Origin of the sequence: Neoakkermansia glycaniphila (genome assembly GCF_900097105.1) — a bacterium.
GTDB lineage: Bacteria > Verrucomicrobiota > Verrucomicrobiia > Verrucomicrobiales > Akkermansiaceae > Akkermansia > Akkermansia glycaniphila.
The window spans coordinates 1212865-1235517 of record NZ_LT629973.1 but is presented as its reverse complement, the minus strand read 5'-3'; the positions used below and the strand labels follow the sequence as shown (position 1 = coordinate 1235517).

Here is a 22653-nt window from a genome sequence, read left to right as displayed (position 1 = left end):
GATGGTTTATCCTAGATTAAGGGCGCATCGTTTTTGTTCGATGCAGTATGCATGGATTGGCCGTGTTTCAACCATACTCCCCCCTCCCTAAAGATGATGAGTGTTCGTTTTTTGAAAGCTATGCTGTCGTGTGTGTGTCTTGCCTTGATCGGCAGTTCGGCTGCCGTGTGCGTGCATGGTGATGCCCGCGTTGCGGTTCGGCAAGGACAGGCGGAGTTTGTTCCGGTTGCGAAGTTTCAGGAAAGGGAGCGCGACCGAAGTCTGTGGGAGGAGATGTTGGCGATGGAGCGCCGTCTTCAAAGGTTTCGTGAGGAGGGTGATGTGGAGGAGTTCGGGAGGTGTGCGGAGGAGTGGCGGGAGTTTTGGGAGAGGTATCGGGTGGAAGGTGTGATGGCAGAGTTCGAGCGAAAGCTGGAATGGTCCGAGGCATCGGGCGGTAAGGAGGGATGGGAGCGAGATGTTTATGCCGCGATGCGCGGGCGTGTGGGCGAGGTAGAGCGTTGCTGGCTGGTTTACCGGGATGCCGAGCTGGCTATGTTTCGTTTTTTTCTGGGGCCCGATTCTCCGGAGAGTCGCGCTCGCACGGTTGCCCGAAAGGGGATGCTGACGATGCAGTTTGCCAAGTGTTGGTACCAGTTGGCGCGGCATAGTGCGTGGTGTGTCGGAGAGTTGCCTGTGTTGCCCGATTATTGGGAGGAGGCGGATCCGTTGATGCGTCGCATGAAGGTGGTGAAGGATGGCGGGTGTTTGCCGGAGCAGAGGGTGGCATCGGCTCTGGTGTCTGAGTTTTGGCGTGTGAAGATGGATTTTTATGTTCGCATGGTTGAGGAAGCCCAGCAGTTTCGCGTGTTCGATGTTGTGGAAGGGAGCCAATTTTCCAAGGAGGATGCCGTTCGGTTGAATCAGTTGTTTGCCGTGTCGCAGAGGGCTTGGGAGGATTATTTGCTGGCTGTGCAGGAGGCGGTTGAGCCGATCGGATATTTTTCCGGCTCGGCTACCGGGATGGCGGTGGATGCTGTGACGAGCTGGATGATTCAGCAGCGGGCGCGTACGATTCTTTTGTATTTGGGGGCAGTGGAAGAGGAGGAGGCTGGCGATGCGGATTTTTTGTCCGGTGGCTGGGGTGAGGTGGTTCCTGTCGAATAATTGCGTTTTGTCATTTTTGCCTTGACGGTTGTTATCGGTTGAGGCAATGTAAATGGGCATTCGCGTGGTTGATTCCGGTTTTGCCGATGAAGCTGCTGCGGTTGTCCCCTCCCCCTCCAATCCTATGAATATCGCTTTGTTGAAGACAGGTGTATTGTGCGTTTTGCTTGCTGTGACAGGTTTTGTGTCTGCTGCTGAAGGTGATTTTCGCGTTCTTTTCGCAAGAAATCAAGAGAAAGACCGGACGGCAGAAGACCAGTTCAAGTTGGCCGAGTGTTATGCCAATGGCGACGGTGTCGCCAAAAATCTGACCAAGGCCAAGCTTTGGTATGCCAATGCCGGGGCGAACGGGTATGTTCCTGCATGGAAGAGGCTGGGCGCGTTGACGGTGAAGAAGGTGCAGTTGAAGCCGACGGTGCAGGCCAAGCAAGTGTCTCCCGAGGTGGCACAGGCGAAAGGGTTGGAATTGGTGCGTTTTTTGCGTCAATCCTATGGACGGGGAGGTCGTCTGGATGGCACTCATGCCAAGGTTGATATGAAGGAGGTGGTGCGGTTGGTGCAGGAAGGAGCATATATGAATGCTGTGACTCCGCAGAAAGAGCTGTATGAATCCGCCCTCGGAATCGCTTTGGAGCAAAATGATCTCAAGATGTGTGATTTTCTCCTGGCGCATGGAGCCGATCCTAACGGCAATTGGCGGAATTATATGAAGAATATCCGGATGTATTTTCCGCATGGTACCGAGGCGGAGAGGAAGGCTGTACGAGATTCTGCGCCTCGAGGTGCGGTTGTGGATATGGGGGTTTCCGATAAGAAGAGGATTGCAATGGCAAGCAAGAAGCTGAAGTTTTTGGTGGATCGCGGTGCCGATCCGATGATGCGCTGTACGACAGGGCGGACGATGTTGCACTGGTTTGCGATTTCCGGTTCGCCTGAAGCGATCTCTGCGTTGATCAAATGCGGGGTGCCGGTGGATCAGCCGAACGATCCGGACGAGGTTTCGACCGGAAAGAAGGAGGATCGGGATGAGGCCAGGAGGACGGCATTGTATGCGGCGATCGAGTACCGCAATGTGGGTGCGACGCAGGAGTTGATTCGGAATAAGGCGAATGTGAATTATGTGGATGCGCAGGGGGTGACTCCGCTGGATTATGCCTACGAGGTGCAGAAGTCGACGCTTGATCCTAAGATATTTTTCCCTGCGAGGGAGGATCAGGTGCGCAGGATTACGGCTGTGATCGAGCTGCTCCAGAAGGCAGGGGCGAAGCGCGGCAAGAAGTCGCCCTGATTCAATTTTCGGTGGATGTTGTTGCTTCACCCGTGGGCGGTTCGCCGTCCACGGGCTTTCTATTGGGCGGTGGGGCGGTAGGCTGCGCCGGTGAGGTGGGCGCGGGCTTCGCCGAGGAGGAAGAAGGAGCCGCAGATGAGGATGGGGCCGTAGCCTTCGGCAAGGCGTTGTTCGGCGAGCCGGAGGGCTTCGGGGAGTGTGGCGGCGAGGGTGCAGGGCGCCGGGCTGGCGGCCGCGATGAGGGTTTGCGCATCGGCGGGAGGGAGGATGCGGGGGGAGTCGACGGGGGGGAGGATCCATTCTCCGACGATGGGGGAGAGGAGGGAGATGTTTTCTTCGACGGCTTTGTCCGCCGAGGCGGCGAAGATGCAGGTGGCTTGGCGGCTGCCGAAGGTGGCGTGCCATGTGTCGAGGAGGGTGTGCATGGCGTGCGGGTTGTGTGCGCCGTCCATGATGATGCCGGGGCGGATTTCTTCGAAGCGGCCGGGCCACTGGACGTTGTTGAGTCCTTCGGCAATGTGGCGTTGTTCGATGAGGAGTCCGGGGAGTTCGGCAAGGGCGGCGACGGCCATGCGGGCGTTTTCGAGCTGGTGGGCGCCGGGGAGGTTGCAGGTGTAGGGGATGGGTTCTTCGCAGTAGTAGACGCCTGTGTCCATGGCGGCGCAGGCTTCATCGATGGCGCGGCGGGCTTCGGGCTGCTGTACGGCGGAGATGACGGGGCGGTGCCAGGAGATGATTCCGGCTTTTTCGCTGCCGATGGCATAGAGGGTGCTGCCGAGGTATTGGGCGTGGTCGATGCCGATGGGGGTGATGACGGCTACGTCTTTGGGGATGGCGTTGGTGGCGTCGAGTCTGCCGCCCATGCCGGTTTCGAGGATGATGAGGTCTGTTTCGTTTTCGGCGAAGTGGAGGAGGGCGATGGCGAGGACGATTTCAAAGAAGGTGGGAGGTGCGTCCCAGTCTTTGATGTGGTCGCGTATGCGGGTGATGTGGCGGTCGAGGTCTGCGGCGGGGATCATTGCTCCGCAGATGCGGATGCGTTCGCGGAAGTCGATGAGGTGCGGGGAGGTGAAGAGGCCTGTGCGGTAGCCTGCGGCGCGCGCGATGCTTTCGATCATGGCGCAGGTGGAGCCTTTGCCGTTGGTTCCCGCGACGTGGACGACGTTCGCCCTGGGGTAGAGGACGCCGAGTTCCCTGAGCAGGCGGGTGATGCCATCCAGTCCGAGTTTGATGCCGAAGTGCTGGATGCCGTAGAGCCAGTCGAGGGGTGTTTCCCGTGCGTCCATGGGAGGGGTGGCCGAGGCCGGAGGGTTCAGTAGCGGTAGTTTTCCGGTTTGTAGGGGCCTTCGACGCCGACGCCGATGTAGGCGGCCTGTTTTTCGGTGAGGGTGGTGAGTTTGCAACCGAGTTTGCCGAGGTGGAGGCGGGCTACTTCTTCGTCGAGTTGTTTCGGGAGGACTTCGACGCCGACGGGGCGCTGGCCGCGGCTTTCCCAGAGGGCGATTTGGGCGAGTACCTGGTTGGTGAAGCTGTTGGACATGACGAAGCTGGGGTGGCCGGTGGCGCAGCCGAGGTTGACGAGGCGGCCTTCGGCGAGGAGGTAGATGCTGTGGCCGTCCGGGAAGGTGTATTTGTCTACCTGCGGTTTGATGTTGAGGCGCAGGATGCCGGGGTAGGTTTCGAGTTTGGAGACCTGGATTTCGTTGTCGAAGTGGCCGATGTTGCAGACGATGGCCTGGTCGCGCATGCGTTCCATGTGTTCGATGCGGATGATGTCGCAGTTGCCTGTGGTGGTGACGTAGATGTCGCCCCAGCCGAGGGTGTCTTCGACGGTGAGGACGCGGTAGCCTTCCATGGCGGCCTGTAGGGCGCAGATGGGGTCCACTTCGGTGACGATGACCTGTGCGCCGAGTCCGCGGAGGGATTGGGCGCAGCCTTTGCCTACATCGCCATAGCCGCAGACGACGGCGACTTTGCCGGCGATCATGACGTCGGTGGCGCGTTTGATGCCGTCCACAAGGGATTCGCGGCAGCCGTAGAGGTTGTCGAATTTGGATTTGGTGACGGAGTCGTTGACGTTGATGGCGGGGAAGAGGAGGCTGCCTTCGGCGTACATTTGGTAGAGGCGGTGGACTCCGGTGGTGGTTTCTTCGGAGACGCCTTTGATTTCCGGCATCCAGCGGTGGAAGACGCCGGGCTGTTCGGCGGAGATTTTTTTGAGGAGGGTTTTGATGATCTGTTCTTCGTGGGATTCGGAGGGGGTGTTTACCCAGTCGCTGCCGTTTTCCATTTCGTAGCCTTTGTGGAGGAGGAGGGTGGCGTCTCCTCCGTCGTCGACGATGAGCTGGGGGCCGAGGCCGTCCCGATGGGAGAGGGCTTTCCATGTGCAGTCCCAGTATTCTTCGAGGGTTTCGCCTTTCCATGCGAAGACGGGGGTGCCGTTGTCCGCGATGGCGGCGGCGGCGTGGTCCTGCGTGGAGAAGATGTTGCAGCTGGCCCAGCGGACGTCTGCGCCGAGGGCGACGAGGGTTTCGATGAGGATGGCCGTCTGGATGGTCATGTGGAGGGAGCCGGTGATGCGGACTCCCTTGAGGGGCTGGGCAGCTGCGTATTTTTCACGGACGGCCATGAGGCCGGGCATTTCGTGTTCGGAGACGGCGATTTCCTTGTGGCCGAAGTCGGCAAGGGCGATGTCGCGGACGGCGTACGTGTCTGTGGCGTTCATGGCGGCGGAGAGGTTCAGAGTGCCTGGCGGAGTGCGTGGAGTTTGTCGGTGTCGAGCTGTTCCCAGGGGAGGTCTTCTTTGGTGAAGTGGCCGTAGTTGGTGCTGCGGCTGTAGATGGGGCGGAGCAGGCCGAGGGCGGCGATCATGTCCGCAGGTTTGAAGGAGAATGTTTTTTCGACGGCGCGGGCGATGGCGTGGTCGCCGATTTTTCCGGTGCCGAAGGATTCCACCCGGATGGAGACGGGGTTCGGGTAGCCGATGGCATAGGCGACCTGCAGTTCGCAGCGGTCGGCCAGTCCGGCGGCGACGATGTGTTTGGCTGCCCAGCGGCACATGTAGGCGGCGGAGCGGTCCACTTTGGAGGGGTCTTTGCCGGAGAATGCGCCTCCGCCGTGGCGGCCCATGCCGCCGTAGGTGTCGACGATGATTTTGCGGCCGGTGAGGCCGGAGTCCCCTTCGGGGCCGCCGATGACGAAGCGGCCGGTGGGGTTGATGAGGTATTCGGTGTCCTTTGTGAGGAGTTCGGCAGGGAGGGTTTTCTGGACGAGTTCCTTGCAGAAGCGGCGGATTTCGTCGATGTCCACGTCTTCGGTGTGCTGGGTGGAGACGACGACGTTGAGGATGCGGAGTGGCTGGCCGTCTTCGCCGTATTCGACGGCGACCTGAGATTTGCTGTCGGGGCGGAGCCAGGAGATTTTTCCGCTTTTACGTACGCCTGCAAGTGCTTGCATGATTTTGTGGGCGAACATGACGGGGGCGGGCATGAGTTCTTCGGTTTCGTTGGTGGCGAAGCCGAACATGATGCCCTGGTCTCCGGCTCCCTGTTCTTCACCGTCTTTGCCTGCGGCGGCGCAGGCGTCTACGCCCTGCGCGATGTCGGGGGACTGGCGGGTGAGGAGGTTGGTGACGGTGACGTTGTCCGCATGGAAGACGGGGTCGTCCTTTTCGGTGCAGTAGCCGATTTCCCGTATGGCTCCGCGGACGATTTCCTCAATGTCGAGTGTGGCGGAGGTGGTGATTTCTCCGGCGAGGATGACGCGGTTGCTTTTGACGAGGGTTTCACATGCGACGCGGCTGGCGGGGTCCTGTGCCAGGCAGGCGTCCAGAATGGTGTCCGAGATGAGGTCGGCTACCTTGTCCGGGTGACCTTCACCGACGGATTCGGATGTAAAGATATGAGGGTTTTTCATGAAAAAAGCGCTTGCCCGGCGAGTATGCTCTCGATCGGCAGTCAAGTCAATCTCGCCTTGTGTCCGCATCGGTATGCGAGACGGCTGTCCGGCAAAGTTCAGTAGAGGTTGTTGTCGTTGGAGATGTCCTGAATGACGCGGTACGGCGCGATGAGGGGCATGGCGATGTTGTAGAGGGCGGTGCCGGGGATGTCCACAATGATGGCATCGAGTACGGCCAGCGTCTGCCATGCCCAGGCGGAGGAGGTTTCCTTTTCGCTGCGGATGGCGGCAGTCTGGAGGCTGGGTTTGTCTTTGTCGCCGACGATTGCTTTGGACGGGATGCGGCGTGCGCCTGAGGCGGAGAAGGAGGGTTCCGGTATCCACGCATCGGGGGTGGCGTCGAGTTCGGTGTGAAGCTGGTTGAGCATGTCGAACCCGTTGGTGTGGACGAGGGCGTAGGCGACGTCCGGCGAGATGCGGTGGAAGGCGTAGAGGGTTTCGCCTTCCTGCTGAAGGGGGATGTAGGCAGGTTGCAGTTCCGGTCGGAAGACGGGGTCTTTGACCCACGGGTAGTGCAGGCGGAATTGCTTGTGCGGGCAGCGTACGTAGTAGTTGCCTCCTTTTTGCCAGACGGCGTCCACCCCGGTGATTTCGTAGCCTTCGTAGGTGGTGCCGCGTTCGGCGACGTCGAGTGAGGTGCGGCAGATGGAGCAGCTGGTGCAGGCTGTCGCCGCGGCGGCGGTCAGGAGGATGAGTCGCAGGTGGCGGAGCATGTGCGTATTGTAGGCGCCGGCAGGGTGGTTGTCAATGCCGGGCGGAGTTTCAGATGGCTCCCGGGGTTTCTTCCGTCCAGTCGGAACCGGATTGGATGGAGGGAGGGAGCGGCTGTGCGGGGGCGGCAGGCGCCGGAGTGGCGGGAGCGGCAGGTGTGTTTGCCGGGATGGAGGCCTGCGTTTCCGGTGCGGCAGCGGCTGCCGGGCGGGTGAGTTTCGTTTTGCCGATGGGCGTGTTGTAGATGCGCAGGTCTTCGTTGTCGATGTATTGCTGCACCTGGCATGAGGCGCAGAAGAGGACGGACAGGATGGCAATTCCCCGGTGCGGTTTCATGGTTCGAGTGTAACAAAGGAAAATGTGTTGTCAAGTTGGGATGCGCCGGGATGGTTGGCGGGCGGCTGTGCAAGCATGGACGGAAGGGCCGGAATAAATGTTAGTTTATCTGCTCGCATCCTTGCGGGGGCTGTTCTAGTATGCTTGCAGATAACCCCAATTTCAATTTTATGATGAATCAAACGATTATCAATTCGATTAATGAACAGGTGAAGCTGGAGATGGATTCAGCCAATCTCTACCTGTCGATGTCTTCCGCCATGCACGAAGCCGGGTTGACCGGTGCGGCCCACTGGCTGCGCGTGCAGTACCGGGAGGAGAACGATCATGCCCTCAGGCTGATCGATTACCTGATTGCCCGCGATGCGAAGATTGTCGTCCCCGCAGTGGATGCACCGCAGTACGACGCCAAGACGGCATGCGAGATTTTCGAGCTTGCCCTTGAGCACGAGCGTCTCGTGACGCGCAGTGTGAACAATATGGTCGCTCTGGCCAAGCAGGAGGGAGATTATGCGACGGAGATTTTCCTTCAGTGGTACGTGACGGAGCAGGTGGAGGAGGAGCAGAATGTGACGGATATTATCCATAAGCTTCGCCTCGCCCGCGATTGCGGCCAAAGCCTGCTGTTGATCGATGCGGAGCTGGCGAAGCGCGCCTACGTGCCGCAGGCATCGCAGGGTTGAGCCGGTGATGTTGTTTTCCGGGCCGGGGATGCGCTGCCGCGATGCTGCGCTTCCCGGCTTGTTTGTTTTCCGGGTTCGTGATATGCTGCGCGTATGGATTTGTCGAGTTTTAGAGAGGAGTATCTCAAAGGTACGTTGCACCGCAAGGATTTGCAGGAAGATCCGTTCAGGCAGTTCGATCTGTGGTTCAAGCAGGCGCTTGAGTCCGGCATTCCGGAGCCGAATGCGATGAGTCTGGCTACGGCCACGGCGGACGGCCGCCCGTCCCTGCGTACGGTGCTGCTGAAGTATTTCAATGAGGAGGGGTTCGTGTTTTTCACGAATTACGGGAGCCGCAAGGCGCATGAGATCGCGGAGAATCCCGAGACGTGCATGATGCTGCCCTGGGTGGTGCTGGAGAGGCAGGTGATCATTTACGGGCGTTGCGAGAAGATTTCGCGCATGGAGTCGCTGAAGTATTTCATGTCGCGCCCGAAGGAGTCGCAGCTCGGTGCGTGGGTGTCGCAGCAGAGTTCGGTTGTTTCCGGCCGCAAGCTTCTGATGATGAAGTTGCAGGAGTTGAAGAACAAGTTTTCCAATGGGGAGATTCCTTTGCCTTCGTTCTGGGGCGGCTACCGTATTGTGCCGCACCATTTCGAGTTCTGGCAAGGCGGCCCCGGCCGCGTACACGACCGTTTCATGTATACGAAGCAGGAAGACGGTTCGTGGACGATTGAGCGGTTGCAGCCGTGAGGCGTTTCTGTATGAAATGGCCTAGGTATGATTGAGTTGCCCGAGAGTCGCGTGCGGGTTGCCCAGCTTGAGGCATTGGTGTGATCCGTCCGCGAGGCATCAGCGGTTTTCTCGATTTCGTGCAAAAACGAGGGGTTATTCTGCTGCGTTGTGTTCAGGTGAAGGCTTTGAAGAGGGCTTGCATTTCGTCTTCGATCATGTCCCGGTTTTTCAGGGTTTGTCCGATTTCTTCGCGGAGGAGTTCGCGGTAGCGTTTGCGGAGGCGGTGGGTGTTGACGCGCAGGTAGTTTTCACTGAATCCGTGGCTGGCGGCGGTTTCGGCGTATTTGGCATCGTCCCTGTCGACGGTGAGGAAGATTTGCAGGAGGTCGAAGAGGGCTTCCTTGTGTTTGGCCTGCCATTCGGAGCGGAGGCGTTCGAGTACGTTCTGGAGGAGGGCGAAAGCCCATTCGCGGTCATAGATTTCATCCGGGGTGCCGGAGGTGGTGTCGGAGATTTCGAAGCGTGTTCCGGCTTGTTCCCAGTCGAGGGAGAGGTGCGGTGCCGCTCCGCCGCGTTTCAGGGTTTTGGCTTTGTCGGCTGCGTGGGAGATGTAGTGTTTGAGCGAGGCGAGCAGGAAGGAGCGGAATTTTCCTTTTTCCGGCGAGACGCGGTTCAGGTCCTGACGTTCGAACAGGGAGAGGAGGAAGCCCTGTACGATGTCTTCGGCATCTTCTTTGGCGGCTCCGTTGCGCCGGGCATAGGCGTACAGGGGGTACCAGTAGATTTTGCAGAGGTGCTGCCATGCCGTTTCGGAGGACGGTCCTTCCGAGTCTCCGGCCCGCAGGACGAGTGTCCAGCGGGTAGTGGAGAAGGTGCCGTGTGTCCGGTCGTTTTTCATGGGGTGGTGCAGAGGGTGGTTATAGGATGTGTTTGATGTCGTATCCGTAGAATTTCCAAGGACCGGGGTTCGTGTTCTGTCCGTTCGGCCTGGAACGGTACATGGTCACTGTTTCTATGCGTTCCGCCGTGTTTTTGTCCACGATGCAGGATGTCGCGAAGCGGATGCTGATGAAGTCGAATTTCTGTTCTTTTTGCGTTTGCAATAGTTCTTGCGCTTCATTTTCTACGTGAAAATGGGCGGGGTTGGTGTCTTTCCATTGCCGTGAGATGACCGGTCCCGCAGCTCCCCGGCAGGTGGCCATGATGCGTATAAATTCTTTCTCTGAGGGAAAATACGGGACGATGTTTTCCTGTTTGACGTAGCTTTTTTTCCATATCGCATAGAATTCTTCATATTTTCCGCTATCAAGGAGTTCCAGCCATGCCATGGCGGTTTTAACGCATGGTTCTTCCGCTCCTTTTCCGATTGGTGCTGGAGGTTGATCCGTTTGCCGGGATGGAGAGGTTATCGTGTCCGGATCCGTGGACAAAGGTTGAGCGTCGTATGAATAGACTTTCCATGTTCCATCGCTTTGCTGCTGCATGAATACCGTTTCGAGTACGGGGGCGCTTCCGGTGAGGGTGGTTTCAAAGTGGAGTTTGATCTTGTTTCCCTGGATCATGGTGGGGTCCAGATCATGGTCGGGAATGGAATATTTTTTTTGTCTGTTTCGGTCGGTGATCAAGGTGCGTTCGATGGTTTCGCCAAAATGCGTTCTGAGCCATTGGAGCCTGCGTGTCCATTTCAAGGAAGGCATGTGTGTTTTGGCTGCATCGGCCAGTTGCCTGTAACTTTCATCATATTTGAGCGTATCCAGCAACCGGAGCCATGCCTGAGCCGTCTGAATGCATTGTTCCGGTATATCCGTTTGTTGTTCAGGCTTTGTTTCGAGATGTGTTTGCCGGGTGGTCTCTGCCTGGTTCTGTTGAACGGCGGCGACGATGCCCGTCGTCAGGCAGAGGGTGCCGCAGGAAAAGAGGGCAGAAACGATGTGCTGTTTGCACCTTGGTGTTTTCATTTTGTTTGTTTCGTGGTCGTTGTTTGATTCCGAGCGGTTTATTGAATGTCGTGCTTGAGAGGGTTCCAGTCGCCGCCTTGGAGCTGTTTTCCGTTTTTCCCTTGTCCTCTGACCAGTACGGCGGTTTCGACGGCCTCAAAGGTGGCGGTCATGTAATCTCCGTGCGGCAGGCGCCGAGGAGGGCAAGGAGTGTTCGGCGAGCAGGAGGACAGCGAGGTAACAGGATGACATGGCCGTGCGTCTGTGTGCGGTGGTTGGTCGGTCCTGTAAGCCGCCTTTCTTTGATGATCGGCTTACAGGAGCGTGGGGCGACTGGTTATGGAAGGGGCTCGTCGGATGGGAGTTGCTCCGCATAATAGGCGGCCACTTTGCATGCTCCGTTGGTGCGACGATATACGATCACCGTTTCAATGGTGATTCCGTCGTAGCGGGATGAGCGGGTCGAGAACTGGATCGTGCGGGCATTGTATTCCTGATCCTCTGCCGGTGAGGTTGCACTTTTGCCGTCGTGAGTTTCTACCCATTCCTCTTCGAGGCGGGTGATGCTGTATCTCTTGTCGGGATCGGTGATCTGTTCCCTTTTGATAATCAAATCTCTTTCGGAAGGAGAGCTGAGGTCGGGCCGGTGATTTTTGATCCACGATATCCATTGAGCGGGGGAACAGTTTTCTTTGAGGCTGAAAGGGAGTTGCACGTAACTTTCGTTGTACTTGCCCTGGTCGATCAAGGCGAGCCATGCCAGAGCGGCCGCGGAGCATTGCGCCAAGTCTTCGGCATCGGCCGTGGGATTATCTGGAGCGGCGCTGCCGGATGCTGCCTGTTCCATGCCGGGAAGGATGAAGGCTGCGTCCGGCTGATCCCGGTTTGAAGTGGTGAAGAGCAGTTCTTCTTTGGCGACGGTCCATGTTCCGGTGTCCGGCTGTTTGGCGAGTACGAGCCGTTCGAATAAGGTGAGCAAGGGCATGGAGGATGGCGAGGCTTTGAAGGTGACGAGCGTATAGTCTCCGTCCGGCAGTCCTTTGAGGGTGCGGCAGGATTCCGTTTTCTGGTGTTGCCGGTTGTTGATTGTACCGAACTGTTGTTGCAATGTGTTCCATGTTGTCGTCCAGTCGGCCAGGGAGCGGTTGGTTTTGCCGGATCCGTCAAATTGGTTGTAGCTTTTTTCGTATTGGCCTGCGTCGATTTGTTCGAGCCATGTGCGAGCGAAGTCGGTCGGCTGGATTTCTTGGTGAGCCTGTGCCCCCGTTTTCGAGGCGGTGGAGGCGCTCTGGACGGCTGCGACGACTCCTGTGGTGAATGAGAGGGTGCCGCAGGCGAAGAGGAGGGGGACGAGGTATTTGTTTTTGAGCGTTGCTTTCATGATGATGTGGAATTGTTTGTGGATATGGAAGCTGTGTTGTCGGGGACGAATGCGTGTAAAGAGTTGTGTGGGTTTTCGTGAGGATTATTGTTCGAGGAGCGGTTTTGAGGGAATCATGGCCGGGTCGCGAGCTTCCGGAATGTCGAGGATTCTGCCGGCAGGGAGCCATTCACCGTTTTTCGGTTGTTTGATAAGGACGACGGATTCGATCAGTTTTCCCTCGGAGGCGGCAATGCCTCCCGGTATTGTTCCTGTGCCGGTGGCCTTGATGTATTCCCTGATCAGAGGAGCCGATGTTTCAGCGTGAAATGTGACGATCATCCACGAGTTTTTCGGCAAGCCCGGGGTTTCGGCGAGCATTTCGATTTTGATGTAACGGCGGCCGGTGATGATGCCGAAGTGCGTTTTCATGCTGTTGCAGGATTTTGCCCAGTCGGGCAATGTCAGGTTGTGGTTGCCGATGTGTTTATCCATTTGGTTGTAGCTTTTTTCATATTGGCCTGCGTCGATGAGTGAGAGCCATGATTGGGCTGTTTGAACGGCTTGGGATATTTCGTCCGATGGTGGTTCTTTGCCGGTTTCGGTACGGTCGTTCTGGACGGCTGCGATGACTCCCGTGGTCAGGGAGAAGGTGCCGCAGGCGAAGAGGAGGGGTATCAGGTGTTTTGTGAGATTATGTGTTTTCATGTGATTTTTTCATGGCCCGATGGATGAGGAATGAGGCTGCCAAGAGGATGGCTCCAGCGGCAATGAGGGTGGCGAAGGTTCCCTTATGGATGAAGGCCGGAGATGCATAGATGCCGAGCGATGCGCCTGCTGCGATGCCGATGAGGCCGCCTGCGGTGAGCCGCCAGTTGAGGTAGGTTGGGTGGGGAGGGGTGGCGGAGAGGGTTTCGAGGCTCGTTTTCATGATGCCGGCCTGCTGGTAGCGTTTGCCGGGGTCGCTTTCCAGTGCTTTTCGGACGATGTCGTTCAAAGGAGCGTCGATCGCGTTTTTGCGGAAGGGGGTGGAGAGTCGTGTGCCGGGGAGTTCTCCTGTAAGCATTTGGTAGAAGACGACGCCAAGGGCGTAGATGTCTGCCCGGTGGTCGACGTCGGATGGTGTTTCGAGTTGTTCGGGAGCCATGTAGGCGGGGGTGCCCATGACTTTGCCGTCGCGCGTGAGGACGGACGCATTGGAGTTTTCCTGCTGCGCGATGCCGCCGGTGGCGGAGGTTCGCTGTGCCGGTACGAGTTTGACGAGTCCGAAGTCGGCGACTTTGACGGTGCCTGCTCTGTTGAGGAGGATGTTTTCGGGTTTGATGTCTCGGTGGACGATGCCGCGGTCATGGGCGTATTGGAGGGCGTCGCAGATTTGGGGGACGATGGCGAGGGCTTCTTTGGGGTTGATGAGGCCGCGTTCCATGATGGTTCGCAGGTTGGTGCCGTCCACGTATTCCATGACGATGTAGTAGAGGTCGTCCTTTTTGCCGAATTCGTGGATGGCGACGATGTTGGGGTGGTTGAGTGTGGCGAGGGCTTTGGCTTCGCGGGTGAATTGTTCGGAGAAGGCGGCGTCTCCTCCGATTTCTTCAGGCAGGATTTTGAGGGCGATGAGGCGGTCGAGAGCGCATTGCCTGGCCTTGTAGACGGCTCCCATGCCGCCTTCTCCGATCAGTTTGATGAAGTCGAGTTCCGGGAAGAGCGGGGCGAGTTCTTCGAGGGAGGGAGCATGGAAGGGGGGCTGTGCGTTGTCTCCGATGGTGTCCGGCCGCATGCCCTGCCGGAGGAGGTCTGCGGGGTTCATTCCCTGGGGGAGGTTGTGGTCTGGTGAGTGGTGCATGGGATGGAAGGGGATGATGGCTTCCAGTGGTGAAAGACGGAAGCATGTTCTATTGTTACAATAAAAGAGGGTGAGGTGGCAATCTTATTCACGGCGGCGGAGGGGGAATGCGCGGGGAGAGGCGTCCGGCAGACTCCTGCCGATGATGGTGCAGGTTCCCGTGCTTGACGGGAGGCGGGCTTTCCTTTACTCTGTGTGTGCATGGCTTGCGGTGATGTTTTGGAAATTATGGCTCCGGCGGGTTCGTTTGAATCTCTCGCGGCGGCGTTGAGGTCCGGTGCGGATTCGGTGTATTTCGGCGTGGGCGAGTTGAATATGCGTGCTCGCGCTTCGGCCAATTTTACGCGTGACGATTTGCGGAAGGTGGCGCGGCTGTGCCATGCGGCGGGTGCAAAGGCTTATCTGACGTGCAATGTGATCGTGTACGATGAGGAGATGGCGGAGATGCGTGCGCTGTGCGATGAGGCGTTGAAGGCCGGGATCGATGCGGTGATCGCTTCCGATATTGCGGTGATTTCGTATGCGCATTCGATCGGGCTGCCGGTGCATATTTCGGTGCAGGCGAATGTGTGCAATCTGGCGGCCGTGCGTTTTTATGCGGCGTTTGCGGATGTGATGGTGCTGGCGCGGGAGTTGAAGCTTTCGCAGATTCGGCATATTATCGAGGGGATTGAGCGTGAGGATGTGCGGGGGCCTTCGGGCGGTCTTGTGCGGGTGGAGGTGTTCGCCCACGGGGCGTTGTGCATTGCGGTGTCCGGCAAGTGCTATATGAGTCTTGCGGGGTATAATTCTTCGGCGAACCGGGGGGCGTGCTATCAGCTTTGCCGCCGGGCGTATAAGGTGACGGATGCGGAGACGGGGTTCGAGCTGGAGATCGATAACAAGTATGTGATGTCTCCCCGGGATATTTGTACGATTCGCGTGCTGGATCAGTTGGTGGATGCGGGGGTGTCGGTGTTCAAGCTGGAGGGGCGTGGGAGGTCCGAGGATTATGTGGCGGCGGTGACGCGGGTGTATAAGGAGGCTGTGCAGGCTTGCCGGGAGGGGGCGTTTACGCCGGAGCGGGTGGAGGCATGGGAAGCGCAGCTGCACGGGGTGTTCAATCGCGATTTCTGGCACGGCGGGTATTATCTGGGCGAGGCGTGGGGCGAGTGGAGCGGCTGTTCGAATAGCCGTGCGACGGAGCAGCGGGTGCATGCGGCGAAGGTGACGCGTTTTTATGCGAAGAATGGGGTGGCGGAGCTGTTTCTGGAGGCTCTGGGGCTGGAGGAGGGGCAGTCGATTCTGGTGTGCGGGCCTTCGACGGGGGCTTTGCGCGTGGAGGTGGCGGAGATGCGGCAGGATGTGGATGGAGTGACGCAGCGTGTGGCTGCCGCTCCGAAGGGAGCGACGGTGTATGTGGCTGTGCCGGAGCGGGTGCGGAGGAATGATCGTGTGTATCTGGTGCAGCCTCGGGCACTGGCATGATGCCGGGAGTTTTTTCTGTTATGATGAAGGATGATTCATGGAACGAGTTGGTGAAGGCGTACCGCATGGGCGCCGAGTTGGGTGAGCCGGAGGCGCAGTTCCGCCTGGGTTCCTGCTTTGCGAACGGGTATGGCGTGGAGCAGGATAAGGAAGAGGCTGCCGGGTGGTATGCGAAGGCTGCGGAGCAGGGGTATATGCTGGCGCAGGCCGCGCTTGCCTTGTGCTATAGTTTCGGTAACGGGGTGCCGATGGATAAGGAGAAGGCGTTCGGCTGGTATCTGAAGGCTGCGGAGCAGGGCTATGCGAATGCCCAGTGCAATGTGGGCAATTGCTACGAGCTTGGCGAGGGTGTGCCCGTGGATCGGGCTGAGGCTGCAAAATGGTACCGATTGGCCGCCGAGAACGGGCAGGTGGACGCGATGATTTATCTGGCCGAGTATTATACGGCAGGGACGGGCGTGGAGAAGGATCTGGAGGAAGCCGCCAAGCTGTATTTTCGTGCCAAGGAGCTTGGTGCGGAAGAGGTGCCTGAGGGTTGATCGGTCAGGCGGAGAGCGGTTTTCTTGCCGAAGCGGAAGGCTGGTCGCCGTTCAGTTTTTGGCCTCCCAGATGAGGCTGTCCGGGTCGTAGGGCGGGTCTACCCGTTCTTCGTCGGGGACGGGGAAGTTGATGGCGCTGTAGAATTCTTCCGCGCTCGGCGAGACGAAGTTGGTGCGGAAGAGCTGGTAGAGCGGGGTTCCTTTGTCCGTGCGGTTCGGGTTGGTGTCGTCAAGGTCTTCGATGAGGAGGCAGAAGCCGAATTTGCCGCCTCCGATTTCGGAGATGAGCATTTCAAAGTCGTACCATTGTCCGGCTTTTACCTGAAAGGTGTCTCCTGTTTCGAAGCCGCCCGGCAGGTTGTTGGGTTCCATGGTGTCGAGTCGCAGGGCGTAGAGGGAGCGGCACAGGAGTTCGGTGTCAGTGGCGGTGCCGTATTGGGATCCATCGTGTATGGGTTGTTCTATTTCCCGTTCGCCGATGATTTTGCGTTCGCGGCCGGGGTCGATGGGGCCGTCTTCATAGATGGGGACTTTGACTTTTCTCGTGCCGACGACCCGGTATGTGGGTACTTCGATGTCTGTCGTCATGCCTTCGGGCATGGGGATGTGGGCTCTTCCGGCGTTCCATTGGAAGAGTTTGCACCAGTAGTCGATGCCGGGGTAGGTGACGGTGTCTTCTCCCCGGTCGAAGAGTTGTTTGCGGTGGGTTTCCCATGTGCCGTCCTGCAGGGAGTGGAAGCCGCACTGGAAGACGTTTTTTCTGTTGAATCGGACGGCCATGACGGAGTCGCCGATGCCGACGAAGCGGAAGCGGCCGGTTTTGGGGGCTTTGACTTTTCCTTTGTAGATGGCAACCCAGCGGGATTCGCTCATGGTGTCCGAGCAGCGGTAGGCGTGCGGTGCTTCTTTGTCTTCGCTGTTGGGCATGTAGAAGCAGGAGGTGTACAGTTTCGTTTTCGATTTCCAGAAGCGGCCCAGTAGGGAGGCGTTCCAGTTGCTTTTGTAGAAGTCGGCCAGCAGTTTGACGACTTCGGCGTTGGATTGGCTTTCCGCGTAGATGGAGGGTGCGCCGCTCTGGGTTTGCTTGAGGTCGTAGAGGGTGCCGGCGAGTGATGAGGCTCCGGCTTGTTCGCTGCCCATGCCGTATCCTCCGGCGCCAAGGTCGGTGCTGACGGAGCCGTTGCCGAATCCGGCAGCGATGACTTCGCCGGTGCCGAAGTCCTGTTCAGGAGGGGAGATGTCGATCTGGGGCATGGCGATGCTGCCGGCCGTTGCGGCAACGGCGATGGACGGTGCGATGGAGGATGCGGCGCTTGCGGGGCGGGATTGCAGTTGTTTGGTGACAGGGGCTTGCTGGCTGGGGGGTGCGTCGTTGGGTGGAATGTAGTGCGTGAGTTGGGCGGGGGGAGTGGTTTCGAAGAGTTTGACGCAGAAGTAGAGGATGGCTGCGGAGAGGAGGAGGCAGAGGAGGGTGACGGAGAGGGAGACCAGCCGTGCCTGCTTCAGGCGTGTTTTCAACGAGGCCAGTGCCGAAGGGGTGTTTTCGATGTGTATGGCCATGGTGTCAATAGGCGGACGGTGAGGAGGCTGTGGGAGGGTTGATGTAGGTGCCATCAAGCCGCCTGTTGTAGAAGTAGGGGTGGGACATGCCGTACGTTAGCGCCTTTTTGAGGTCGTTGGAGGAGTAAAATCGGGACCGCTGCAGGGAGGAGAGTGTGTTTTCCAGTTTGCGGAAGGCTTCCTGTACCTTGGCGCCGTACTTGGCCTGTACTTCGTTGTAGAGGGCTTTCGTGTAGGGAGTGATGCCGATGACGGCCCGGTTGTGCTGCATGATGCGCGTTTGCAGGGCGGGGATGCGGGTGGCGGCAGCATCGGCATCGGATTTGCTTTTGACTCCGGAGAGGAGGGTGTCGAGTTCGTTGACGATGGCGATGAGTTCTTCGATGGCGGCTTTGCGGTCTTCGCTGATGGTGGCGGAGGCTGCCGGGGGTGCGGCATGCAGAGTCAGTGCCCGGAGGCATGGCAGGATGGCGATGAGCACGGACAGGTGGCGTAGCGAAGTGAGGAGTTTCATGCGATGTGCGGGTTCAACATCCGGGGAGACGCGCGGTTACGGGATGAAACGTTTCTACAATCGGAAAGAGAGATTCGTTTCATATTGGATAATAATGTATTGCTGAGTTCGTGTCAATAAAAAAATGATGTGTGTTTGCGGATGGTCGGGAGGTGTGTCCGGGAGGTTGCAGACGGTTATTTGGAGCGGAAGATTTCGGCCAATTTTTTCGATCCGTAGGCGCGGGCGTGCATGATGCGCTGCATTTGCGTTTCGAATGCTTCACGCGTGTTTTTTTCGATCAGTGTTTCCATGCTTTGTCCCTTGTACGGTTCGCTGTGCATGACTTGTTTGATTTCCGACATCAGGCGTTCGAGTTCCGGAGCTGCCAGATCGGCGCTTTCTTTGTCGCGGATGTCGTTCAGGATGGAGATCGTTTGCCGGAAGAGGCCGTTCGGGCTGTTGTCGGAGCAGGCGGCAAGGATCAGGCAGAGGCCGGAGGCGGCAGGTATGAGGATGTGTGTTTTCATGTGTTCGATTGGTGTGTCAGGGGAAGGTGATTGTGATGGGAACATTGTCGAAGCGGGTAGCGTAGGAGAATCGGTCGCAAGCCAGATAGCCGCGCAGGGTTCCCGTGTAGGTGTTGCCGTTCCGTTGCGTGAAGGTGATGATGGCGGGAGGTTCGTTTTCTTTTTCCGGGTCGGGGTATGGGTGCTGTTCGTTGACGTTCCGTCCGATGAGTTGGTAATTGTAAAATTTGTGGGGATTGTGTGTGTCCGTATAGATGAAGCCGAATTCGGCTTTTGAGCCGTGCGGGTTGTATTCGATGGCGTTTAAGGAGTATGCTCGGTCGAGGCGGCCTTCGGTGCCCGTTTGCATTTCGATGAGTATGATCCGGTCATTTTCATCGGACGAGGCGAATCGTATGGTTGCTCCGGCGAGTGATGCAGGTGCAGTGATGGCGGGTGCTGTTTGGCCGACCGGGGCGGAGGGCTGGGTTTTCAGGCGGGCAGCGGCCTCTTTGTGTCCCAGTTCGGCAGCGGTTTGAAGGTTTTTGCGGGAGAGTTTGCGGTATTCCGTTTGTTGCTGCCCTGTGGTTTGAAGGGCACGCCGTTCGTAGTGGATGCCGAGCCGGTAGGCGGCGTGCGGGTCGCCTTTTTCCGTGAGGCGTTCGAGCCAGTGTTCGATTTGCCGGTACCGTTCCGGTTCCGTGGTGCCGGGCGGCATGCCTTTGCGTTCCTGATAGATGTCGGCCATCAGGGTTTGGGCGTGCGGGTCGCCGTTTTCCGCATCCTGAAGGATGAGGTTCCGAATGAGGGCATGGCGTCTGGTGTCGCTGCTGCCGAAGTAGATGCGGGCGAGGAAGACGCGGTATTCGGGCTGAGGGTCTTCCGCCAGGGCTCTGTTGATGAGTTCTACGGCTTTGTCCGTGTTTTGCGTGAGAGGCGGGATGCCACGGTAGTGTTGTTCGGCCAGTTTGAGTTGCGCCGCCGGGAGTTGCCTGGCGGCTAGCTGTAGCCATCGTAAGGCTTCGGTATGGTTTTTTTCGGTTCCTATGCCTTTTTCGGACATTTCATAGAGGATGGCTTGTGCCTGGGTGTGTCCGGCTATGCCGGCCCGCAGGAAGTGGGTGTGGGCTTTGTCCGGATCGGGTTCACTGTTTTTCTGGCCGATGTAGATGCATCCGAGCTGGTAGTCGGCTTCCGGGCTGCCGAGGGCGGCGGCTTTTTCAAAGCAGGAGATGGCTTTGGCGATGTCGGGCAGTGCGCCGGAATCCGTCGATTGTCCGGATAGAGTCAGGCCTTGTTCGAGGGCTTGTTCCATGGCAAGTTGCCTGCGACGTTTTTCGATTTGTTCCTCGGTTTCGGCTGGGGCAGGGTTTTGTTTGGGGGATTCTCCGGCAAGAGTGAGTTCCGGGGTGATGAGCTGAAGCGGCTGGGGCGTGTGTGCTGGCAGCGGGTGTTTTTCCGATTCGATTGCCGGGGGCGCGGTGTCGGGGGTGACTGCTGTATGCGGAATAGGCTGTTGTGCAAGGTACCATGCGGCTGCTCCTCCGCCGACGAGGAGTGTCGGCAGGAGGATGGCAAGCGTTATTTTGGTGGAGGATGAAGATGGCCCGGAGCAGGGTGAGGGTTGCCATGAGGGGTTGTCCGGCGGTTCGTTTTGCTGGCGCGTCCTCGTTCGGAGTGCGGGCGATGGATGGATCGGGGTTTCATCCGCCTTTTCGCCGGATGGCGAAGAGTGGTTGTCCGTTTCTTCTCGAAGAGGGAGGTGAGGGACATAGACCGGCACGGATGTGCGGTGTGCCGGGGTTGCCGTGTTTTGCCCGGCGGGAATGCCGGGCTGATTTTGTGTTGCCGCAGAGGGGGGCGGTGCGGCGGTGGGGCAGGGAGGGAGTGCGATGGATGTTTTCTGGGGTGGTTCAGGCAATGAGTCAACGGGGCGGCCGGGAGTGCAGCGCAGTGGCGGCAGATCAAGGGATGCTCCGGTTTTTCTGCGTGGAGGGGCGGGGAGGTCGTCGTTCATCGGAAGGTGGAGGTCGGTTTGTTTTGGTTTTGAGGGGTAGGTGATTAGGTGTTGTCCGGTGAGTTGGTGGCGTCGGGTTGCGTTTTTTTGTTTTGCAGGAGGTTGTCGACTATGTCGAATACAAGGGAGGATGCACAGAAGACGAGATAGATGACCAGAGGGAGGATCAGAGGTACGATGTTGCTTGCCAGTTGAAGCATGATGTAGGCTATGACGGAGTCGATGATTTTTTCGATGTTGAAGGTGGAGATGGTTCGATATCCTGCATCCAGCAAGCTGCCCCATGATGGGCCGGAGATGGCTTGGATGAGTTTGGTGAAGATTTGGCTGGCGAGGATGACGGGCATGCAGATGTGCGCGACGATGCAGGTGACGCGCAGGCAGAAGCGGGCGATGGAGATGCATTCCCTCCCCGGCTGGATGTCTTGTTTTGCAATGGTGACGAGGTAGCGGTCCGCCCGGAAGCATAGCCATGCCACGACTCCGCATACGGCAATTGCGGCGATGTTGCCCGGGATTTGCCTGCTTTGGATGAAGAGGCAGACGATGTAGTAGAGCTGGGCGATGAGGGCCAGTGTGCCGATAAGTCTGGGGATGAGCATGCTGACGAATGTGATGCGGCCCGATGTCAGTAGTTTGGCGTTGGTGGTTGTGAAGAGGTAGCTGATGTACTGGAGGAGGAAGCCCAAGATGATGCCGGGGAAGACCATGATCCATCCCCAGTCGCGGGAGACGGTGAGGCCTAGGGCGAGGCAAAGGACGGGCGTGCCGATCAGGGTGAGCATGACCTGGAGGGCGCCGATCTGGTTCATGCGGCCGCGCAGGGTTGCCGTGTTGTCGGGGTTGAGTTTCCCGAAGGTGATGATGGTGGTGAGCAGTTGGGAGATTTTATGATCCATGGCGAGGATGCCGCGTTGTTCGGAGTCGATGGCGGATGGCAGCTTCGGTGTATGGGTTTTATGGTTTTTCAGAATTTGCCCGACGGTCGTCCATTGTTTGTCGATGATGGAGATGGCGTAGGTGTCTTTCCCGATTGTGCCTTGTTGCAGGTGGGAGCGCAGGTCGTCAATGGTCATGGGGCCGATGTTTTCTTCCTGTTCGTTGCGGTAGCAATAGATGGCTTGAGTGTTCATTGCGGTGCAGGTGTGTGGTCAGTATGTTTGGCGTGTTTTTGCCTGGGTTTGTTTCAGTTTTTGCTGCCTTGTTTCCAGTGTTCGTTCTTGCTGCTGTTGTCGTGTGTGGAGCTGCTGCATGGCGCTGATGCGGTTTTGGGTTTCGTCCGGTGTCCAGAATATGCCGTCCGTACGTGCGCAGGAGGTGAGGCACAGGATGCCTGTCAGGATGAGGAGGGTTCCGTTCATGGCAATGTTATTTGATTTGCAGGGATGCGAGCTGGGAGCGTTGCGAGGCGTATGTTTTCCGGCCGGCCTGCATGCGTGCGATTTCGCCCCGGAGCTGAGCCAGTTCTTCACTTTTGGCCGTGTTTTGGGTGGCTTCGCGAGCGATGCGGATGTCGGTGTCGAGGACGTTGATGTTTTGGTCGATGCGTTGCAGTCCTTCGTTGATGGTTTTGTTGTGGGCAGCGATGGATTCGGTGGTTCCGGCTTTTTTCAGGGCTGCTTTTTGCTGTTTCATTCCGGAGATGTCTTTGGCGAGGGCGGTGTTGCCTCGGTTGAGCTGCGTGATGCGTTTACGGCTTTGTTCGATGTTGGCTTCCAGATAGGCGGCGTGGGATTCGTAGGCGGCGCGTTCCCGGACTTTGGATTTCCCCCAGTTTTCGCCGATTTTGTAGCCGATGAGGCCAGTGATCAATCCGGCGCCGGCGGCGATCAACCCAGCCGTTTTGTTGTCGGCTCCTGCCAGCCGGGCGATGCCGTAGCCTGCTGTGGCTCCGGCCAGTGTGCCTCCGGCGGCGCCGATCGTTTTTCCCTGGGCTACGGTTTTATCGGCTTCGGTGCCCTGGTAGTTTTCCAGAAAGGCGCAGGAGTTGACGAGGGGGAGGCTTGTTGCGAGGATGAGATGGGCGATGATGTTCGTTTTCATGTGGATGTTTCGATGGAGGTGGGCCATGCGGCAGAATGGAGGGCCGGTTT

Annotated in this window: 23 protein-coding genes; 6 read left to right on the top strand and 17 right to left on the bottom strand. The window is 58.2% G+C overall.

Features of this window, described 5'->3' with window-relative positions; translation table 11 throughout:
• Positions 1–120: 120 nt before the first annotated feature.
• Positions 121–1146, top strand: coding sequence for a hypothetical protein (locus PYTT_RS05195; RefSeq protein ID WP_071133305.1), 1026 nt, complete (start codon positions 121–123; stop codon positions 1144–1146).
• 124 nt (positions 1147–1270) lie between these two features.
• Positions 1271–2434 carry an ankyrin repeat domain-containing protein gene (locus tag PYTT_RS05190; RefSeq protein ID WP_071133304.1) on the top strand — a complete coding sequence of 388 codons (1164 nt, stop codon included), beginning with the start codon at positions 1271–1273 and terminating at the stop codon, positions 2432–2434.
• Positions 2435–2493: 59 nt separating this feature from the next.
• Here PYTT_RS05190 and PYTT_RS05185 read toward each other — a convergent pair whose 3' ends face one another.
• From PYTT_RS05185 to PYTT_RS05165, 5 genes are all read right to left on the bottom strand, one after another.
• On the bottom strand, positions 2494–3720 hold the full coding sequence (locus PYTT_RS05185) for a bifunctional folylpolyglutamate synthase/dihydrofolate synthase (RefSeq protein ID WP_071133303.1): 1227 nt from the start codon (positions 3718–3720) through the stop codon (positions 2494–2496).
• Between the two features lie 26 nt (positions 3721–3746).
• The gene (gene ahcY, locus PYTT_RS05180) at positions 3747–5159 is read right to left on the bottom strand and encodes an adenosylhomocysteinase (RefSeq protein ID WP_141675725.1); all 1413 of its coding nucleotides are present in this window, start codon (positions 5157–5159) and stop codon (positions 3747–3749) included.
• A 14-nt stretch (positions 5160–5173) separates the two neighbouring features.
• The gene (gene metK, locus PYTT_RS05175) at positions 5174–6349 is read right to left on the bottom strand and encodes a methionine adenosyltransferase (RefSeq protein WP_067773447.1); all 1176 of its coding nucleotides are present in this window, start codon (positions 6347–6349) and stop codon (positions 5174–5176) included.
• A 98-nt stretch (positions 6350–6447) separates the two neighbouring features.
• Entirely contained in the window at positions 6448–7104 is a 657-nt protein-coding gene (locus tag PYTT_RS05170; RefSeq protein ID WP_067773444.1) for a hypothetical protein, read from the bottom strand.
• A gap of 49 nt (positions 7105–7153) precedes the next feature.
• Complete coding sequence (locus tag PYTT_RS05165; RefSeq protein WP_067773441.1) at positions 7154–7438, bottom strand: hypothetical protein; 285 nt, start codon at positions 7436–7438, stop codon at positions 7154–7156.
• A gap of 170 nt (positions 7439–7608) precedes the next feature.
• Between PYTT_RS05165 and PYTT_RS05160 the strand changes: the two genes are divergently transcribed.
• Both PYTT_RS05160 and pdxH read left to right on the top strand, forming a co-directional pair.
• Positions 7609–8121, top strand: coding sequence for a ferritin (locus PYTT_RS05160; protein WP_067773454.1), 513 nt, complete (start codon positions 7609–7611; stop codon positions 8119–8121).
• A gap of 93 nt (positions 8122–8214) precedes the next feature.
• Positions 8215–8853, top strand: a complete 639-nt coding sequence (pdxH, locus tag PYTT_RS05155) for a pyridoxamine 5'-phosphate oxidase (RefSeq protein WP_067773438.1) — start codon at positions 8215–8217, stop codon at positions 8851–8853.
• Positions 8854–9007: 154 nt separating this feature from the next.
• Here pdxH and PYTT_RS05150 read toward each other — a convergent pair whose 3' ends face one another.
• From PYTT_RS05150 to PYTT_RS05130, 5 genes are all read right to left on the bottom strand, one after another.
• Positions 9008–9733: an RNA polymerase sigma factor gene (locus PYTT_RS05150; RefSeq protein WP_067773435.1), complete on the bottom strand. Its 726-nt coding sequence runs from the start codon at positions 9731–9733 to the stop codon at positions 9008–9010.
• A gap of 19 nt (positions 9734–9752) precedes the next feature.
• Complete coding sequence (locus PYTT_RS05145; RefSeq protein ID WP_067773432.1) at positions 9753–10793, bottom strand: DUF4019 domain-containing protein; 1041 nt, start codon at positions 10791–10793, stop codon at positions 9753–9755.
• Positions 10794–11109: 316 nt separating this feature from the next.
• Positions 11110–12153, bottom strand: a complete 1044-nt coding sequence (locus PYTT_RS05140; RefSeq protein WP_067773429.1) for a DUF4019 domain-containing protein — start codon at positions 12151–12153, stop codon at positions 11110–11112.
• Positions 12154–12237: 84 nt separating this feature from the next.
• Positions 12238–12840, bottom strand: a complete 603-nt coding sequence (locus tag PYTT_RS05135; RefSeq protein WP_067773426.1) for a DUF4019 domain-containing protein — start codon at positions 12838–12840, stop codon at positions 12238–12240.
• Entirely contained in the window at positions 12827–13975 is a 1149-nt protein-coding gene (locus PYTT_RS05130) for a serine/threonine-protein kinase (protein ID WP_083076483.1), read from the bottom strand. The genes PYTT_RS05135 and PYTT_RS05130 overlap by 14 nt, the downstream gene beginning before the upstream one ends.
• Before the next feature lie 228 nt (positions 13976–14203).
• Here PYTT_RS05130 and PYTT_RS05125 point away from each other — a divergent pair, with 228 nt between their 5' ends.
• Positions 14204–15442 carry a peptidase U32 family protein gene (locus PYTT_RS05125; protein ID WP_245741082.1) on the top strand — a complete coding sequence of 413 codons (1239 nt, stop codon included), beginning with the start codon at positions 14204–14206 and terminating at the stop codon, positions 15440–15442.
• Between the two features lie 20 nt (positions 15443–15462).
• On the top strand, positions 15463–15981 hold the full coding sequence (locus tag PYTT_RS05120; protein ID WP_172801770.1) for a tetratricopeptide repeat protein: 519 nt from the start codon (positions 15463–15465) through the stop codon (positions 15979–15981).
• A 51-nt stretch (positions 15982–16032) separates the two neighbouring features.
• Here PYTT_RS05120 and PYTT_RS05115 read toward each other — a convergent pair whose 3' ends face one another.
• The 7 genes from PYTT_RS05115 to PYTT_RS05085 form a co-directional block, all read right to left on the bottom strand.
• Entirely contained in the window at positions 16033–17541 is a 1509-nt protein-coding gene (locus PYTT_RS05115) for a hypothetical protein (RefSeq protein ID WP_067773414.1), read from the bottom strand.
• A 4-nt stretch (positions 17542–17545) separates the two neighbouring features.
• Positions 17546–18055, bottom strand: coding sequence for a DUF4211 domain-containing protein (locus tag PYTT_RS05110; protein ID WP_067773411.1), 510 nt, complete (start codon positions 18053–18055; stop codon positions 17546–17548).
• Positions 18056–18231: 176 nt separating this feature from the next.
• The gene (locus PYTT_RS05105) at positions 18232–18564 is read right to left on the bottom strand and encodes a hypothetical protein (protein WP_067773408.1); all 333 of its coding nucleotides are present in this window, start codon (positions 18562–18564) and stop codon (positions 18232–18234) included.
• Positions 18565–18580: 16 nt separating this feature from the next.
• Complete coding sequence (locus tag PYTT_RS05100) at positions 18581–20560, bottom strand: tetratricopeptide repeat protein (protein WP_067773405.1); 1980 nt, start codon at positions 20558–20560, stop codon at positions 18581–18583.
• Between the two features lie 44 nt (positions 20561–20604).
• Positions 20605–21693, bottom strand: a complete 1089-nt coding sequence (locus tag PYTT_RS13575; protein ID WP_067773402.1) for a GYF domain-containing protein — start codon at positions 21691–21693, stop codon at positions 20605–20607.
• Between the two features lie 18 nt (positions 21694–21711).
• Positions 21712–21921 carry a hypothetical protein gene (locus PYTT_RS05090; protein WP_067773399.1) on the bottom strand — a complete coding sequence of 70 codons (210 nt, stop codon included), beginning with the start codon at positions 21919–21921 and terminating at the stop codon, positions 21712–21714.
• A gap of 7 nt (positions 21922–21928) precedes the next feature.
• Positions 21929–22603, bottom strand: a complete 675-nt coding sequence (locus PYTT_RS05085) for a hypothetical protein (protein ID WP_067773396.1) — start codon at positions 22601–22603, stop codon at positions 21929–21931.
• Positions 22604–22653 lie beyond the last annotated feature (50 nt).

What these genes read in the sequence shown, in the direction of transcription:
- PYTT_RS05195 (WP_071133305.1), top strand. Translation starts at nt 121, where the DNA reads ATGCTGTCGTGTGTGTGTCTTGCCTTGATCGGCAGTTCGGCTGCCGTG.
- PYTT_RS05190 (WP_071133304.1), top strand. Translation starts at nt 1,271, where the DNA reads ATGAATATCGCTTTGTTGAAGACAGGTGTATTGTGCGTTTTGCTTGCT.
- PYTT_RS05185 (WP_071133303.1), bottom strand. Translation starts at nt 3,720, where the DNA reads ATGGACGCACGGGAAACACCCCTCGACTGGCTCTACGGCATCCAGCAC.
- ahcY (WP_141675725.1), bottom strand. Translation starts at nt 5,159, where the DNA reads ATGAACGCCACAGACACGTACGCCGTCCGCGACATCGCCCTTGCCGAC.
- metK (WP_067773447.1), bottom strand. Translation starts at nt 6,349, where the DNA reads ATGAAAAACCCTCATATCTTTACATCCGAATCCGTCGGTGAAGGTCAC.
- PYTT_RS05170 (WP_067773444.1), bottom strand. Translation starts at nt 7,104, where the DNA reads ATGCTCCGCCACCTGCGACTCATCCTCCTGACCGCCGCCGCGGCGACA.
- PYTT_RS05165 (WP_067773441.1), bottom strand. Translation starts at nt 7,438, where the DNA reads ATGAAACCGCACCGGGGAATTGCCATCCTGTCCGTCCTCTTCTGCGCC.
- PYTT_RS05160 (WP_067773454.1), top strand. Translation starts at nt 7,609, where the DNA reads ATGATGAATCAAACGATTATCAATTCGATTAATGAACAGGTGAAGCTG.
- pdxH (WP_067773438.1), top strand. Translation starts at nt 8,215, where the DNA reads ATGGATTTGTCGAGTTTTAGAGAGGAGTATCTCAAAGGTACGTTGCAC.
- PYTT_RS05150 (WP_067773435.1), bottom strand. Translation starts at nt 9,733, where the DNA reads ATGAAAAACGACCGGACACACGGCACCTTCTCCACTACCCGCTGGACA.
- PYTT_RS05145 (WP_067773432.1), bottom strand. Translation starts at nt 10,793, where the DNA reads ATGAAAACACCAAGGTGCAAACAGCACATCGTTTCTGCCCTCTTTTCC.
- PYTT_RS05140 (WP_067773429.1), bottom strand. Translation starts at nt 12,153, where the DNA reads ATGAAAGCAACGCTCAAAAACAAATACCTCGTCCCCCTCCTCTTCGCC.
- PYTT_RS05135 (WP_067773426.1), bottom strand. Translation starts at nt 12,840, where the DNA reads ATGAAAACACATAATCTCACAAAACACCTGATACCCCTCCTCTTCGCC.
- PYTT_RS05130 (WP_083076483.1), bottom strand. Translation starts at nt 13,975, where the DNA reads ATGCACCACTCACCAGACCACAACCTCCCCCAGGGAATGAACCCCGCA.
- PYTT_RS05125 (WP_245741082.1), top strand. Translation starts at nt 14,204, where the DNA reads ATGGCTCCGGCGGGTTCGTTTGAATCTCTCGCGGCGGCGTTGAGGTCC.
- PYTT_RS05120 (WP_172801770.1), top strand. Translation starts at nt 15,463, where the DNA reads ATGATGAAGGATGATTCATGGAACGAGTTGGTGAAGGCGTACCGCATG.
- PYTT_RS05115 (WP_067773414.1), bottom strand. Translation starts at nt 17,541, where the DNA reads ATGGCCATACACATCGAAAACACCCCTTCGGCACTGGCCTCGTTGAAA.
- PYTT_RS05110 (WP_067773411.1), bottom strand. Translation starts at nt 18,055, where the DNA reads ATGAAACTCCTCACTTCGCTACGCCACCTGTCCGTGCTCATCGCCATC.
- PYTT_RS05105 (WP_067773408.1), bottom strand. Translation starts at nt 18,564, where the DNA reads ATGAAAACACACATCCTCATACCTGCCGCCTCCGGCCTCTGCCTGATC.
- PYTT_RS05100 (WP_067773405.1), bottom strand. Translation starts at nt 20,560, where the DNA reads ATGAACGACGACCTCCCCGCCCCTCCACGCAGAAAAACCGGAGCATCC.
- PYTT_RS13575 (WP_067773402.1), bottom strand. Translation starts at nt 21,693, where the DNA reads ATGAACACTCAAGCCATCTATTGCTACCGCAACGAACAGGAAGAAAAC.
- PYTT_RS05090 (WP_067773399.1), bottom strand. Translation starts at nt 21,921, where the DNA reads ATGAACGGAACCCTCCTCATCCTGACAGGCATCCTGTGCCTCACCTCC.
- PYTT_RS05085 (WP_067773396.1), bottom strand. Translation starts at nt 22,603, where the DNA reads ATGAAAACGAACATCATCGCCCATCTCATCCTCGCAACAAGCCTCCCC.